At 73.1% G+C, this 14,760-nt stretch carries 11 protein-coding genes; 5 read left to right on the plus strand and 6 right to left on the minus strand.

Annotation, left to right across the window (positions count from 1 at the left end; all coding sequences use genetic code 11):
- Window position 1: 1 nt before the first annotated feature.
- Window positions 2–256, minus strand: a complete 255-nt coding sequence (locus HCJ93_RS21845) for a MoaD/ThiS family protein (protein WP_167997472.1) — start codon at window positions 254–256, stop codon at window positions 2–4.
- 38 nt (window positions 257–294) lie between these two features.
- Window positions 295–1,128 carry an alpha/beta hydrolase gene (locus tag HCJ93_RS21850; protein ID WP_206317776.1) on the minus strand — a complete coding sequence of 278 codons (834 nt, stop codon included), beginning with the start codon at window positions 1,126–1,128 and terminating at the stop codon, window positions 295–297.
- A 207-nt stretch (window positions 1,129–1,335) separates the two neighbouring features.
- Here HCJ93_RS21850 and HCJ93_RS21855 point away from each other — a divergent pair, with 207 nt between their 5' ends.
- The 5 genes from HCJ93_RS21855 to HCJ93_RS21875 all read left to right on the plus strand — a co-directional run bounded on the left by HCJ93_RS21855 (window position 1,336) and on the right by HCJ93_RS21875 (window position 6,961).
- Window positions 1,336–2,148 carry a response regulator transcription factor gene (locus HCJ93_RS21855; RefSeq protein ID WP_167997473.1) on the plus strand — a complete coding sequence of 271 codons (813 nt, stop codon included), beginning with the start codon at window positions 1,336–1,338 and terminating at the stop codon, window positions 2,146–2,148.
- A 71-nt stretch (window positions 2,149–2,219) separates the two neighbouring features.
- Entirely contained in the window at window positions 2,220–3,242 is a 1,023-nt protein-coding gene (locus HCJ93_RS21860; RefSeq protein ID WP_167997474.1) for a LacI family DNA-binding transcriptional regulator, read from the plus strand.
- Window positions 3,243–3,455: 213 nt separating this feature from the next.
- On the plus strand, window positions 3,456–4,556 hold the full coding sequence (locus HCJ93_RS21865) for a S1C family serine protease (protein ID WP_167997475.1): 1,101 nt from the start codon (window positions 3,456–3,458) through the stop codon (window positions 4,554–4,556).
- Between the two features lie 186 nt (window positions 4,557–4,742).
- Window positions 4,743–5,501, plus strand: coding sequence for a response regulator transcription factor (locus tag HCJ93_RS21870; RefSeq protein ID WP_167997476.1), 759 nt, complete (start codon window positions 4,743–4,745; stop codon window positions 5,499–5,501).
- Window positions 5,498–6,961 (plus strand): sensor histidine kinase, encoded by a 1,464-nt coding sequence (locus HCJ93_RS21875; protein WP_167997477.1) that lies wholly within the window; start codon window positions 5,498–5,500, stop codon window positions 6,959–6,961. Before HCJ93_RS21870 ends, HCJ93_RS21875 begins: the two co-directional genes overlap by 4 nt.
- Here the strand turns inward: HCJ93_RS21875 and HCJ93_RS21880 are convergent, their stop codons facing one another.
- From HCJ93_RS21880 to HCJ93_RS21895, 4 genes are read right to left on the minus strand one after another with little or no spacing between them, the layout of a single operon-like run.
- A complete protein-coding gene (locus tag HCJ93_RS21880) occupies window positions 6,962–8,299 on the minus strand; it encodes a DUF6177 family protein (RefSeq protein ID WP_167997478.1) in 1,338 nt (445 codons plus the stop codon).
- On the minus strand, window positions 8,296–12,273 hold the full coding sequence (gene eccCb / locus HCJ93_RS21885) for a type VII secretion protein EccCb (protein ID WP_167997479.1): 3,978 nt from the start codon (window positions 12,271–12,273) through the stop codon (window positions 8,296–8,298). Before eccCb ends, HCJ93_RS21880 begins: the two co-directional genes overlap by 4 nt.
- Window positions 12,270–13,361 carry a CpaE/TadZ family protein gene (locus tag HCJ93_RS21890; RefSeq protein ID WP_167997480.1) on the minus strand — a complete coding sequence of 364 codons (1,092 nt, stop codon included), beginning with the start codon at window positions 13,359–13,361 and terminating at the stop codon, window positions 12,270–12,272. The genes eccCb and HCJ93_RS21890 overlap by 4 nt, the downstream gene beginning before the upstream one ends.
- Window positions 13,362–13,383: 22 nt before the next feature.
- The gene (locus HCJ93_RS21895; RefSeq protein ID WP_373563599.1) at window positions 13,384–14,673 is read right to left on the minus strand and encodes an EsaB/YukD family protein; all 1,290 of its coding nucleotides are present in this window, start codon (window positions 14,671–14,673) and stop codon (window positions 13,384–13,386) included.
- Window positions 14,674–14,760 lie beyond the last annotated feature (87 nt).

Raw genomic sequence — 14,760 nt, forward strand, 5'->3', positions numbered from 1 at the left:
CTCACCCTCCCGCGAACGGCGGGAGCACCTCGACCGTGCCGCCCTCGGCCAGCCGTACCGTCTCGTGCGGGCGCTGCCCCGCGGGGTCACCGTCGATGAGGAAGGAGCACCGCTGCAGCACACGCGTCAGCTCGCCCGGGTGCCGTTCACGCACCGCGTCGAGCGCCTCGGCGAGCGTAGCCGCCTCGTACGCCTCCTCGGCCACCCCGGCCGCGGCCTTGGCTGCGGCCCAGTACCGCACCGTGACCTTTGCCATCTGCTGGTCCCAATCCCTTGACGGTGAACACCGTCAGGCTAGCCCGCCCGGCCGGCCGCCCAGTGCCCGATCCGGTGCAGCAGCTCCTCGGGCGCCGCGTTCTCCGCGTGTCCCATCTCCGGCTCCAGCCACAGTTCGCCGTGGTCACCGGCGGCCTCCGCCAGCATCCGGGGGTGGTCCAGCGGGAAGTAGCCGTCGCGCTCGCCGTGCACGATCAGCAGCGGCGTGGGCGCGATCCCGGGTACGGCCTCGACCGGGGACACCGGCACCGGGTCCCACCGGCGGCGGTGGATGCGGGTGCGCAGCCCGTACCGGCCCACCAGCCGCCCGGCCGGACGGGTCACCAGCCAGTGCAGCCGCCGCATCGGGGCGGTCCCCCGGTAGAACCAGCGCGCGGGCGCGCTCACCGAGACCACGGCGTCCGTGCCGCCGTCCAGCCCTGCGTGCCGCAGCACCACCGAGCCGCCCATGGAGAACCCGACCGTGGCCACCCGGCCGTGCCCCAGCTCCCGCACCCAGGCGACCACCGCCGCCAGGTCCAGCACCTCCCGGTCCCCGACGGTGGACAGCCCGCCCGAGGCCCCGTGCCCGCGGAAGGAGAACGTCGCCACCGCCCCGTGCCGTGCCAGGGCCGCCGCCACCCGGCGCACATGCGGCCGGTCCGCGTCCCCGGTGAACCCGTGGGCGACGACGAACACCAGATCACCGGCGTCACCGGCGCCCGCTCCGGGCTCGTAGCGTGCGTCGATCGACACACCGTCCGCCGTCCGCAGAAACGTACGGACGGGGGCCCCGGCCGGGGATCCGTCCGCCGTCTCGGCATGCGGACGATGGGTGGAACGTGCCACATGACCTGCCCGACCGGTACTCATGTCGGCTATTCTCGTGCGAAGAGGACTCGGGCAGCGAAGCCCCCGGGTCCTTTTGTGCTTTCGGAGCGTTGTATACGACGTGTACGACTCGGGTTTCGATCGCACGCAGCAGTGCCGCAAACGTCCTGGAAGGGACCGAGGAGGACCAGACGTTATGGGCGAGCGAACCGTGCACCACCATAGGACGACCCGAGCGGGTGAGACGCGATGAGCTCTCTTCTGCTCCTGACCAACGCCCTCCAGCCGTCGACGGAGGTGCTCCCCGCCCTCGGCCTGCTGCTGCACAACGTGCGCGTGGCCCCCGCGGAGGGACCGGCCCTCGTCGACACCCCCGGCGCGGACGTCATCCTCATCGACGGCCGCCGCGACCTCCCCCAGGTGCGCAGCCTGTGCCAGCTGCTGCGCTCCACCGGACCCGGCTGCCCCCTCATCCTCGTCGTGACCGAGGGCGGCCTGGCCGCCGTCACCGCGGACTGGGGCATCGACGACGTCCTCCTCGACACCGCCGGCCCCGCCGAGGTGGAGGCACGCCTGCGGCTGGCCATGGGCCGCCAGCAGATCGGCGCCGACGACTCCCCCATGGAGATCCGCAACGGCGATCTCTCGGTGGACGAGGCGACCTACTCCGCCAAGCTCAAGGGCAGGGTCCTCGACCTGACCTTCAAGGAGTTCGAGCTGTTGAAGTACCTGGCGCAGCACCCCGGCCGGGTCTTCACCCGCGCCCAGCTGCTGCAGGAGGTGTGGGGCTACGACTACTTCGGCGGCACCCGCACCGTCGACGTGCACGTGCGGCGGCTGCGCGCCAAGCTCGGCCCCGAGCACGAGTCGCTGATCGGCACCGTGCGCAACGTCGGGTACCGGTTCGTCGCCCCGGAGAAGGTCGAGCGCGCCGCCGAGGAGGCCAAGGCCGCGGCCGGGCGCGAGCAGGCCGGCACGTCCCAGAACCGCGGCAGCGGCGGCGACGCCGGCTCCGGCGATGCGTCCGCCGCGGGCGCCGCCCCGGTGCGCAGCAAGGCGTGAGCGGCAGGCGTGCCGCACATAACCCCCCGTACGCCCTGCCCAGAACGGGTATATCCGCGTAGACTCCGCGCGTGGCCAAGGTGACTAGGGATGACGTGGCGCGGCTGGCGGGTACTTCGACCGCCGTCGTCAGCTACGTCATCAACAACGGACCCCGGCCGGTCGCCCCGGCCACGCGGGAGCGCGTGCTCGCCGCGATCAAGGAGCTGGGGTACCGGCCCGACCGCGTCGCGCAGGCGATGGCGTCGCGCCGGACGGACCTCATAGGCCTGATCGTGCCGGACGCCCGCCAGCCCTTCTTCGGGGAGATGGCGCACGCGGTCGAGCAGGCGGCGTCCGAGCGCGGAAAGATGGTGCTCGTCGGCAACTCCGACTACATCGGCGAGCGCGAGGTCCACTATCTGCGCGCCTTTCTCGGCATGCGCGTCTCCGGCCTGATCCTGGTCAGCCACGCGCTCAACGACCTGGCCGCCGCGGAGATCGACGCCTGGGACGCCCGGGTCGTCCTGCTGCACGAGCGCCCCGAGGCCATCGACGACGTCGCCGTCGTCACCGACGACCTGGGCGGCGCCCAGCTCGCCGTGCGCCACCTGCTGGAGCACGGCTACGAGTACGTCGCCTGTGTCGGCGGAACCGCGGAGACCCCGGCCGTCGGCGACCCGGTCTCCGACCACGTCGAGGGCTGGCGGCGCGCCATGGAGGAGGCCGGCGTCTCCACCGAGGGCCGGCTCTTCGAGGCCCCCTACAACCGCTACGACGCCTACGAGGTCGGGCTGGAGATCCTCTCCGGCCCGAACCGGCCGCCCGCGATCTTCTGCTCCACCGACGACCAGGCGATCGGCCTGCTGCGCGCGGCGCGCGAGCTGCGCATCGACGTGCCCGGCGAGCTGGCCGTGGCCGGCTTCGACGACATCAAGGAGGCGGCGCTCACCGACCCGCCGCTGACCACGGTGGCCTCCGACCGGTCGGCGATGGCCCGGGCGGCGGTGGACCTGGTGCTCGACGACGGGCTGCGGGTCGCCGGGGCGCGGCGGGAGCGGCTGAAGGTGTTCCCGTCCCGGCTGGTGGTGCGCCGGTCCTGCGGCTGCGGCTGAGCACGGTCCGCCACCGGGGCTGCGGCCGGACAGGGCAGCGGGCAGGACATCGACCGGGCATCGGCACTGCATCGGCAGGGCATCGGCACTGCATCGGCCGAGTCGGCGCCCTTGGAATCCAAGACCCGCCTTTACATCGGACATACGCCCTTCTGCCGGACTTCTCAGGTCGTCCTCAGACTGCTCTCATCGTCGGGCGCGACGCTCAGTGACATGACGGACTACTCCTCTCCTGTGCATCCGGTGCATCCCGTGCATCCCGGCAGTCCCGTGCATCCCGAGTGGCCGCCGCCTCCGGCGTTCCCGCCCGGCCAGGCAGGTCGGTTCGATCATCCAGGTGAGCCCGGACCGTCAGGGCCCTCCGGTGGCACCGGTCCGTCCGGCCCGCCCGGACCGCCCGGACCGCCCGGTGAGCCGGGTCAGGCGGCCGGGGCGCCGCGCCGGAAGCGCGCCCGCGGCCCCGTCTCGCTGCTCGCCGCCGTGGCGATCGTCGCGGCGGCCGTCGGCGGCGGCACCGCCTACGGCATCCAGGAGCTCACCGGCACCGACACCGTCGCCTCCAGCTCCACCAGCACCGATGTGGTGCCGTCCAGCCAGAAGGGCACCGTGGCCGGTGTGGCCAAGGCGGTCGGTCCGAGCATCGTCGAGATCAAGGCCGCGACGAACGCGGGCACCTCCACCGGCTCCGGCGTGATCATCACCGATGACGGCGAGATCGTCACCAACAACCACGTGATCGCCGGTGCCTCCTCGATCCAGGTGCGCACCAGCGACGGCAAGACCCACGAGGCGGAGACCGTCGGCACCGACAGCGCCAAGGACCTCGCGCTGATCAAGCTGAAGGACGCCTCGGGTCTGCAGGCGGCGACCCTCGGCAACTCCGACGGCGTGCAGGTCGGCGACCAGGTCGTGGCGATCGGCTCGCCGGAGGGCCTGACCGGCACCGTGACCAGCGGCATCGTCTCCGCCCTCGACCGGGACGTCACCGTCGCCAAGGACGACGGCCAGGGGCAGCGGCAGTGGCAGCAGGGCGAGGGCTGGCCGTTCGAGTTCGGCGGCCGGGAGTTCAACGGCGACACCGGCAGGTCCACGACGACCTACAAGGCCATCCAGACCGACGCGTCCCTCAACCCCGGCAACTCCGGCGGCGCGCTGATCGACATGAACGGCAACATCATCGGGATCAACTCGGCGATGTACTCGCCCAAGGGCGTGGACTCCTCCGCCGCGGGCAGCGTGGGCCTGGGCTTCGCCATCCCGGTCAACACGGTGAAGGCGGACCTGGCGAAGCTGCGCGCGGGCGCGACGGACTGAGGACCGGGGGCCGAGGACTGAGCACCGAGGACCGGACGGGGCCGCGGGCCGCGGAGGGCACCGCCGGCAGCCCGCCGGGCGGGTCCCGCACCTGCCCCGCACCCCCGCCCGGCGGCCTCGTGCGAGGCTGAAAGCCTCGAGTCTGGCACCTTTGGAACGTCGTCCCACGAGCGAGGAACCCGAGCCATGAGCCCCCTGTCGTCCGCTCCGTCCACCGCCACGGAAGGCGACCGTGCCCCCCAGCGCATCCTGATCGTCGACGACGAGCCGGCGGTCCGCGAGGCGCTCCAGCGCAGCCTGGCCTTCGAGGGATACGACACGGAGGTCGCCGTGGACGGCGCGGACGCGCTGGAGAAGGCGGCGGCGTACCGGCCCGACCTGGTGGTCCTCGACATCCAGATGCCACGCATGGACGGCCTGACCGCCGCCCGCCGCATCCGGGGCTCCGGCGACACCACGCCCATCCTGATGCTGACCGCCCGGGACACGGTCGGGGACCGGGTGACCGGGCTGGACGCGGGCGCCGACGACTACCTGGTCAAGCCGTTCGAGCTGGACGAGCTGTTCGCCCGGATCCGGGCGCTGCTGCGCCGCAGCTCGTACGCCGCCGCGGTGGCCGCCTCGGCCGACACCGGCGACGTCCTGACCTTCGCCGACCTGCGCATGAACCTGGCGACGCGTGAGGTCACCCGGGGCGAGCGGCAGGTGGAGCTGACCCGCACCGAGTTCAGCCTCCTCGAGATGTTCATGGCGCACCCGCGCCAGGTGCTCACCCGGGAGCAGATCCTCAAGGCGGTCTGGGGCTTCGACTTCGAGCCGTCCTCCAACTCCCTCGACGTGTACGTGATGTACCTGCGCCGCAAGACCGAGGCGGGCGGCGAGCCGCGCCTGGTGCACACCGTCCGGGGCGTGGGCTACGTCCTGCGGCAGGGCGGGTCGGAATGAGCCGGCTGGTACGCCGGTTCCGCACGCTGCCGATCCGCGCGCGGCTGGCGCTGCTGGTGGCGGCGGCGGTGGCGTTCGCGGTGGCGGCGGTCTCGGTGACCTGCTGGTTCATCGTGCAGGGCAAGCTGTACGGGGAGCTGGACGAGGACCTTCAGGCGTCGGTGCCGCGCGCCCTGCCGGTCAGCCAGGTGCGCACCACCCTCGACGCCTGCCCGCAGTCGCCGTCGGAGAGCCTCCCCTTCGGCGCCCGCGTCAGCGGCTACGCCCAGATCGTGCACGCCGACGGCAGGGCCTGCCTGATCGGCAACTCGGCGGCCCTGGTGAAGGTGACCGGCGGCGACCGGGCCGTGGCCCGCGACCCGGTCATCGGCGAGGGCGCCATCCGCAACGGCACCGACAGCGAGGGCAACCGGGTGCGGGTCCTCACCACGGCGCTGTCCGTCGAGGACCCGGACACCGGCCGCTACACCGCCGACGATCTCGCCCTGCTCATCGCCGTCCCGCTGGACAGCACCCGCTCCACCCTCAACGAGCTGGCCCTGCTGCTGCTCCTGGTCTCCGGCGTCGGCGTGCTCGGCGCGTCCGCCGCCGGCCTCGCCGTGGCCCGCGCCGGGCTCCGCCCCGTCGACAAGCTCACCGAGGCGGTGGAGCACGTGGCCCGCACCGAGGACCTCGACATCCGCATCCCGGTCGAGGACGAGTCGGAGGACGAGATCGCCCGCCTCTCCCGCTCCTTCAACTCCATGACCTCCGCGCTGGCCAGCTCCCGCGACCTGCAGCAGCAGCTGATCGCCGACGCCGGCCACGAGCTGCGCACCCCGCTGACCTCGCTGCGCACCAACATCGAACTCCTCACCCGCAGCGAGGAGACCGGCCGCCCCCTCCCCGCGGCCGACCGCAAGGCGCTGCTCGCCTCCGTCAAGGCGCAGATGACCGAACTCGCCGCCCTCATCGGCGACCTGCAGGAACTCTCCCGCCCCGACGTCGGCCAGCACTCGCCCCGCACCCAGATCGTCGCCTGGCAGGACATCGTCGAATCGGCCATCGGCCGCGCCCGGCTGCGCGGCCCCGAGCTGACCATCACCGCCGACCTGCACCCCTGGTACGTCCGCGCCGAGCCCGCCGCGCTGGAGCGGGCGGTGGTCAACATCCTCGACAACGCGGTGAAGTTCAGCCCCGAGGGCGGCACCATCGACGTCCGCCTCACCGACGGCGCCCTCACGGTCCGCGACCACGGCCCCGGCATTCCCGCCGACGAACTTCCCCACGTCTTCGACCGCTTCTGGCGCTCCCCCAGCGCCCGCGCCCTCCCCGGCTCAGGCCTCGGCCTCTCCATCGTCGCCCGCACCGTCCGCCAGGCCGGCGGCGAGGTCACCCTCACCCCGGCCCCCGGCGGCGGCACCATCGCCACCATCCGCCTCCCGGGCGCCCCGACCCCGCCTCCGGCGGAGACACCGTAGTCAGCTGCTGTGCCGCTGTTCGCCCAGCGCACTCATCAGCTCCCGCAAACGGGTCCACGCACCGGGGTCCGAACCATCGCCCAGCCGGTGGTGCCGTACCGCCTCGCCTGCCCCGGAGACGCTGAACGTGACAGGGACCGGTGGTGGTTCGAGGCGGGCGGGGACCGTGAGGTCGCGGCGGGCGGACCGCAGACAGGTCAGCAGGCTGACCAGCCCGTGCTCGGCGTGCAGCTCGGCCGCCAGCTGCTCGATCCGCTCGAGCGGCACGCTCTCGTCGGCGTCGTAGCCGAAGGTGACGGTGATGTCCTCCTCGACGCCCGCGGTCGTCCGCAGCACCCTCACAGTGGCCAGGGCCGGACGGTCGGGCCGCCCCACGGCGATCAGCCATGTCGGGCGAGGCGCGCGGGCCCGGACCAGGTCGGTCAGCTCACGGGTCGACCAGGGGAGGTTGACGGGTTCTGCCGTGCTCCACCCGGCGGGCTCCGCACCGGTCAGCCGGCGGAACACCGCTTCGAGCGCGCGGCCGAGCACGAGATCCGCATCGGGCGCGTGGCAGGTCCGCAGGGTGAGGACGAACTGCCGGTCACCGGTGTCGGGAGCAGGGGTGAACGCCTGCGCGACCGTGGTCCTGCCGCGTTCGTCCCGTACGGGCGAGAAGGATCCGTCCTTCCAGTGAAGCACGGCGCCGGACAGGCCGTCGTAGTAGCCGTGCTCCGGGTCCTGGACCACCCAGCGGTTCGGTACGCCTTGCAGGGCCGTGCGCGTGGCCAGGGTGAGGCGGGCGGTGGGCGGGGTGACGATCTGCAGGGCACGGTCGCTCTCGGTCGCCAGGCGCAGGGCGTCGGAGAGCCAGGTGGTCATGGGGACCAGGGGCCGCTCCTGGATGACCACGGCCGCGGCGGAGGTGAGGACGTCGACGGCGGGCGTCCCCGTGGCGGGCACGGGAACCGCCGAGATGCCGGTCGTGAGGGGCACGACCTCGGTGGTGGCGGCCTCCGGCGGCCAGACCGCGCCGTCGAGCACGGCGGCCAGACGCCCGGCGAAGGAACCCGCGAGCCGTCCCGCTTCGGCGACGGCGGTGGAGGCGCGGGCCTCGGTCCACCACACGGGCCCGTCGTGCCCGGTGGCGCCGAGCAGACGCTCGGTCTCGCCGGGGACCTGGACCAGGACGGGTGTCTCGACGGACACCAGCGGACGGCCGTCGGGGGCGCAGAGCTGCACGACCGCGCCGTCGGCCAGGGTGCTGATCCCGAGATCGGGTCCGCCCGCGTAGAGCCCGGCCAGCAGAGTGGGCAGGTCCGGCATCTTCGGTGTGAGCGCGATGACGTCCTTGGTCACGGGGCCTCCTCCGTGGCCAGCGCGGTCTGGATGAGCTGGTGGGGGCGGCCGCGGCGGACCAGCGTGCCGCGTCCCGGAGGCTGCTGGGTGGCGTACAGGCCGGGAAACAGCTGCCCCTCGGTGCGGTCGCCGGTCATGACGAGCGCCGCCGTCCCCGTCTCGCGCAGCGTGGTCAGCAGCGGCTCGTACAGCGCGCGGGACGCGCCGGCGGCACGGCGGGCGACGACGAAGTGCAAGCCGATGTCCTGGGCGGAGGAGACGTACGGCAGGAAGGGCGACAGCGGCTGCCGGCCCGCAGTGCTGAGGATGTCGTAGTCGTCGACCAGGATGACGATGCGGGGCCCCTCGAAGGAGGGTTCCGCGCTCGGTGGGGCGTCCGGGTCGGCGGTCTCCGGGATGCGCTTCTCCAGTTCGGCGGCGATGCCGGTGGACAGGGCGGCGGCGAGCTTGGCGTTGTGGGCGTAGCCGCCGCGGTAGGGCTCGGGGACCGCGCCGCGCAGACCGCGCCGGGGGTCGAACACGCCGAAGACGAGTTCCTTGTCGGAGTACCTCCGGACGAGCTGTGCGGCGATCAGCTGGAGCAGGTTGGTCTTGCCGCATTCGTTGTCGCCGAGGATCAGCAGATGCTGGTCGGTGCCGAACAGGTCGAGCAGCACGGGTGCGAGATGGTCCTGGTCCACGCCGATCGGTACGGCCCCGGGCACGGCTGCAGGTGTCGGCAGCTTGGTGAGGGGCAGCCGGGTGGGCAGCACCCGTACGGGCGCGGCGACCTCACCGTGCCAGGCGGCGCGCACAGTGCGGGCGGCGCGTTCCAGGGCCGGGCCGGCATCGTCCGTCCTGGCCCGGGAGTCGATGCGGGGGAGCGCGACCTGCGCGAACAGCTTGCCGTCCGTCAGAGCCCGGCCCGGTGTGCCGGCGTCCAGAGTCTCGGACAGTTTGCGGTCGACGGTGGAGTCGGCGGGGTCGTTGAGGCGGAGCTCGATGCGGGTGCCGAACATCGACTGGGTGGCGATGCGGACGTCGTTCCAGCGCAGCATGCCCGCCACGACGTGGATGCCGTAGCCGCCGCCGCGCTTGAGGAGATCGGCGATCGGGTCGTCGAGATCGGCGAACTCGTCGCGCAGGGCACCGAATCCGTCGACGAGCAGGACGACGTCGGTCGAGCCCGCCTCGGGCAGCTCTCCTTGGGCGCGCAGCCGGCGGAACCGGTCCACGGAGTCGATGCCGTGCTCGCGGAACAGTTCCTCGCGCCGGGCCAGCAGGGCGCGCACCTCGGCGACCGTACGGGCGGCGCGCTCATGGTCCGCGCGTCCCGCGATCCCGCCGACGTGCGGCAGTTCGGCCAGCGCGGCCAGGCCGCCACCAGCCAGATCGAGGCCGTAGACGGCGATGTCGTGCGGCGTGTGGGTGAGCGCCAGGGAGAGCGTGAGGGTGCGCAGCAGGGTCGTCTTGCCGGACTGCGGGCCGCCGATGACGGCGATGTGACCGCCGGCCACGGTCAGGTCGAGCAGCCAGGGCTCCTGCCACTGGCGAGCCGGATCGTCGAGGGTGCCGAGCGGAACTCGCAGACCGCCCTCCGCGCGGTCGAGACGCAGCCCCCGGGGTCCTGCCCGCAGGGGACCGGCCACCTGATCGAGAGTCGTGGCGTCGGGCAGCGGGGGAAGCCAGATGCGGCGCGCCGGCGGAGCCGCGACGGCCAGCTGGTCGACCATGACGGACAGCACCGTGGGCCCCGTCTCACGTACGGCGACCACGGGTTCCTCTTCGGAAGCCGCCGGATCCTCGGGGGCGCTGTACGCCGGATACGGCAGGACGGACGGCTCGTCGGCCGAGTCGTCGCGCAGACTCGGGCCACGGTACGCGCCGGAGACATAGCCGGCCTTGAAGCGCTCGTACGTCGAGGTGTCGACCTTCAGATAGCCGAAGCCCGGAAGCGGCGGCAGATGGAAGGCGTCGGTGGTGTCGAGGACCGTGCGGGACTCGTCGGCGGAGAAGGTGCGCAGGCCCAGCCGGTACGACAGATACGTGTCCAGGCCCTTGAGTTTGCCGCCCTCGATGCGCTGGCTGGACAGCAGCAGGTGGACGCCGATCGACCGGCCGATGCGGCCGATGGACAGGAACAGGTCGATGAAGTCCGGTTTGGCGGTGATGAGCTCGCCGAACTCGTCGATGACCACGAACAGGTGCGGCAGGGGCTCCAGATCGGGGCGGTCCGTGGCCCGCAGGGTGGCGTAGTGGCCGATGTCGGCGACGTTCCCCGCGTCCTTGAGGACCTGCTGGCGGCGCTTGACCTCACCGGCGAGGCTGGAGTGGACGCGTTCGACGAGACCGGCCTGATTCTCCAGGTTGGTGATCACGCCTGCCACGTGCGGGAGTCCGGCGAACGGCGCGAAGGTGGCGCCGCCCTTGTAGTCGACCAGAACCAGCGCCAGGTCCTCCGGCGAGTGGGTGGCGGCGAGGGCGAGGACCAGGGTGCGCAGCAGTTCGCTCTTGCCGGATCCGGTGGCACCGACGCACAGCCCGTGCGGGCCCATGCCGAGCTGGGCCGACTCCTTCAGGTCGAGCAGCACCGGCTCGTGCCGGTCGGTGAGTCCGATGGGGACGCGCAGGAAGTCGCGCTCGCCGCGCGGCGCCCACAGGCGGGTGAGGTCGAGCGCGGCAGGGTCCTCGATGCCGAGGAGCGCGGGAAAGTCGACCGGTCCGGACACGGGGGCACCGTCGGCCGCGGACTCGGCGGACAGGCGCAGCGGGGCGAGCAGGCGGGCGATGCCCTCGGCTCCGGCGGCGGTGACGGCGTCGGCCGTTCCGTGCGCCGGCGGGGTGTCCGCAGCCCGCAGATCGTCGACGGTGATCCGGTCGCCGTCGACGGTGATCCGCACCGAGACCTGGTCGGGCTCGTGCACCTGCTGCTCGAGCAGATGCAGCACGGTGACGCCCATCGCCGCGGGCCCGATCGCCGCGTCCGGGAGCGGCAGCTCCGATGCGTTCTCGCCGAAGCGGTCACTGACGACCAGGAGCCGGCCGGTGAGCCGTGACGCCTCCGGCCCCGCCAGGCCGCGGCGGACCTCCGCGGCGTACGCCGCGCGCTGCCGCAGGTCCTGCTCACACAGACGGGCCAGTTGCGGAAGGCCGGGAACGATACGGCGGGCCGGAACGGGACCGTCGTAGGCGTGCGCGTCGAGAACATGGGGCAGCCACTTCGCCCAGGACCACTCGGCCTCGTCGGCGGTGGCCACAGCGATGGCCACGTCGTCCGGGGCGTGCGTCACGGCGGTCTGCGTCAGCAGAGCTCGCGCTACGCGAAGCACACCGGCACGGTCCCCGACGACGCTGACGTTGCCGGCGCGGTCCAGCGGCACGGTGAGGGGAAAGTCCGTGACGGTGGCGAAGCGGCGCTGCAGAGCCCGGGCTTCGTTCAGCATGAACGGGTCCGGCGGGGTGAGCACTCCCCCGGAGCTGTTCTGTCCGATCAGCAGTTCCTGGGCGGGCACGTCCCCGGTGCCGGCCCGTACGCACAGGAAGTCGGGGTCCGGCCGCCGCCGCTCCCACAGCCGGGCCGGGTCCCGGAGGAGGTCGTACAGGGCCTCGGGCGGCGGGTTCAGCTCGCGGGCCCGGCGGCGCCGGTCCCGCTCGGCGCCGGTGAGTTCCTCGCGCAGTTCCTCCAGGTACTCCAGATACCGCTCCCGCTGCACCCGCCGGGTGCGTTGCGCCTTGCCGCGCTGGGACAGGAACAGCGTCAGGGCACCGAAGAGCGCGGCGACCAGCACCACGGCGCCGATGATCGCGAACCGGCTGTTGCGGATCACCGTCATGAGGACCACGGAGCTGACGACGCCGGCCATCGGCAGAAGCGCGGTGACCGCGCTGCCGACCTTGCCCTCGGGCAGGTTGGGCGGAGGCTCTATCGTGCGCGTCTCCGTGGCGGTGAGCGGCCGGGTGGAGCGTGCCGGCCGATGGATCACCTGCTGGGTCATCGCACTCTCACCGCCCGCCGCATCGCCTCGGCCGCGAGGCGTACGGCCGCGTCCCGCGTGCTCCGGGCCAGCAAGTCGGTGTGGATGGGGCCTCCCTGGGCGAGATGACGGTCGTAGGGCAGGGCGACGACGGGTACACCGGGTTCGCGCAGATGGGCTGCCGCGGCCTTGGCGTCGAGCGTGGCGTCGGGCGTGTTGGCGCTGAGGGCGACAACGGTCGTGGCCAGCGCGGAGTGCGGCAACTGAGCCAGCCAGTCGAGCACTTGCCGCGTACCGTGCACACCTTCCGCGGTCCTGGGGGCGACGACGACCCGGGCGTGGGCGGTGTCCATCGCCGTACGCGCCACTTCGCCGGGCAGGGTCTCGCAGTCCACGACGGTGACCGCGAAGTACCGCCGCAGTGCGAGGGTCACGGTCCGGTAGGTGGGCACGTCCAGGGGTGCGCCCACTCGTCCCTGGCTCGCGGGCAGCAGCCAGCCGCCGTCGGCGACGGGCACCAGATATCCGGTGACGTCGGTGAGTTGCATGCTCGGCGTGAGGATCCGGGCGAGGTCGGCGCAGGACCAGCGCACCGTCTCGGCCCCCATCCGCACCGGAAGGGTGCCCAGGGCCGCATCGGCCTCCAGGGTGAGAACGGGATCGTGCCGGTAGTGGTTGAGCGTGCGTCCGAGCAGCGCGGACACGGTGGACTTGCCGGCCCCTCCGCGAATCGAGGTGACGGCCACGACGCGACCGGTCGTCACCGGCTGCTGCAACTCCTGTGCCAGCCGGGTCTGTTCGGCGACCTCCTGTCCGGCAGAGGCGGTGAGCCGGCGCAGCCCGGCACCGGCACGGCGCGCGACGGTGTCGCCGTGCTGGGGGCGGCCGAGGGCGATGGCGAGGCGGGGGTCGATGATGGGGAGGCTCTCCGGCGGCGCCACGGGTTTGCGGGGCTCGCCCGGTTGACGGAGCACCGGCGCGGCGGGGACCCGCGGCTGCTCCACGGGGGCAGGCGCGGGCTCGGCATCGGATCGGGGCGCATCAGCCGCCTGCTGGTCCCCGACCAGTTCACGCAGCAGGTCCTGCTGCCAGTCACCGGCCCCGGTCATCCCATCCCCCTCGCACTCGCACCTACGCGAAGGTGCCGAGCAGCCGCCCGTACACCCCGAAGACGCCGATCACCAGCGGGAACAGGGAGATCACGGCCGCCGACTCCAGCACGTCCCCCACCTTGCGCAGCCGTACCCGCACATGTTCGGCGGGTTCGACGGCGAGGACGACGAGCGGCAGCACGGCAAGCGCGGCGAGCAGCGCCACGGGGGCGGCGGCCGTCGCGGCATGCTCGAGCCAGACGACGACGAGCCGCAGCAGGACGACGGCGGAGGCTCCGAGGAGGACGACGACCTCGGCGGTGAGCGGGAAGGCCCGGGCGCGCAGCGCGAGCACGAGCAGCAGGACGACACCCAGCGGCACCGTCCAGGCGGTGGCCGTGCGCAGAGCGAGCACTCCGGCGGCGGCGGCGGAGACGCCTAGCGTGACAGTGGCCAGGACCAGGCCCCGATGGGTGGCGGCGAGTGCGGTGCCCACCGCGTAGCGGCTCACCGACGCACCGCCCGTGCGCCGGTCGTCCAGGCCGGTCAGCCCCGACACGGTCATCGCCAGCCGTGGCAGCACGCCGAGGAGCACGACGGAGATACCGGCGAGCAGCGCCCCGACGCGGGTCTGCTGCACCTCGGTGGTGGCCCCGCCCTGGACTCCGATCACCACCTCCCACACGATCAGACACCCGGCGAGAGTTCCCGCACCGATCAGCCCGGCACGACCCAACGGCGTGCACCAGGCGGCGAGCAGCAACGGGACGACCACGGCGGCACCGACGGCGGCGAGACGCACGGCAGCGGAGAAGTCGTGGGCGTCGGCCGCGGTCCACGCGCCGAGCACACCGAGCGCGCCGGAGGTGAAGAGGCCGGTGGCCGCGAGCCCGGTCTTCCCCAGCCGCCCGCACAGCACACCCGCCAGCGCACACGCGACGGCGGCCACGGCCAGCGCACCCGCCACGGCCGCCATCTCGAAGTGGTCCCGGGCGAGCATCCCGGCAGCCAGCGCCCAGAACACGGTCGCGCCGGCCGCGACCACCCGCCTGGTGGCAGGCCCCCAGCGCCAGTTGCGCACGGCGAGATCGTCGGCCGTCTCCTCACTGACGTCATGGACGACGGGCGCGGAAGGTGCCTCTTCGACGCGCACCAGTCGCAGCACGGCGCCGTCGGAGACACCGGCCGACTCGAGCGTGCTGTCGTGCGCGAGGGCGGAACCGTCCGGGGCGACGAGGTGCCGGGACCGGGGACGGTCCCCCACCCGGTCGTCCAGCAACCGCATGATCTCGGGCAGCAGGACCCCGATCGGCTCTCGCGAGGGAAGCACGAGATCGACGCGACGCCGCTCACCGACCAGAGTGACGCGACTGAGCGCCGTACGGCCACCACCGGTCACAGAACGGCTCAGGGACCC

It is taken from the genome of Streptomyces composti (assembly GCF_012034205.1).
GTDB classification, from domain to species: domain Bacteria; phylum Actinomycetota; class Actinomycetes; order Streptomycetales; family Streptomycetaceae; genus Streptomyces; species Streptomyces composti.

What these genes read in the sequence shown, in the direction of transcription:
- HCJ93_RS21845 (WP_167997472.1), bottom strand. Translation starts at nt 256, where the DNA reads ATGGCAAAGGTCACGGTGCGGTACTGGGCCGCAGCCAAGGCCGCGGCC.
- HCJ93_RS21850 (WP_206317776.1), bottom strand. Translation starts at nt 1,128, where the DNA reads ATGAGTACCGGTCGGGCAGGTCATGTGGCACGTTCCACCCATCGTCCG.
- HCJ93_RS21855 (WP_167997473.1), top strand. Translation starts at nt 1,336, where the DNA reads ATGAGCTCTCTTCTGCTCCTGACCAACGCCCTCCAGCCGTCGACGGAG.
- HCJ93_RS21865 (WP_167997475.1), top strand. Translation starts at nt 3,456, where the DNA reads ATGACGGACTACTCCTCTCCTGTGCATCCGGTGCATCCCGTGCATCCC.
- HCJ93_RS21870 (WP_167997476.1), top strand. Translation starts at nt 4,743, where the DNA reads ATGAGCCCCCTGTCGTCCGCTCCGTCCACCGCCACGGAAGGCGACCGT.
- HCJ93_RS21875 (WP_167997477.1), top strand. Translation starts at nt 5,498, where the DNA reads ATGAGCCGGCTGGTACGCCGGTTCCGCACGCTGCCGATCCGCGCGCGG.
- eccCb (WP_167997479.1), bottom strand. Translation starts at nt 12,273, where the DNA reads ATGACCCAGCAGGTGATCCATCGGCCGGCACGCTCCACCCGGCCGCTC.
- HCJ93_RS21890 (WP_167997480.1), bottom strand. Translation starts at nt 13,361, where the DNA reads ATGACCGGGGCCGGTGACTGGCAGCAGGACCTGCTGCGTGAACTGGTC.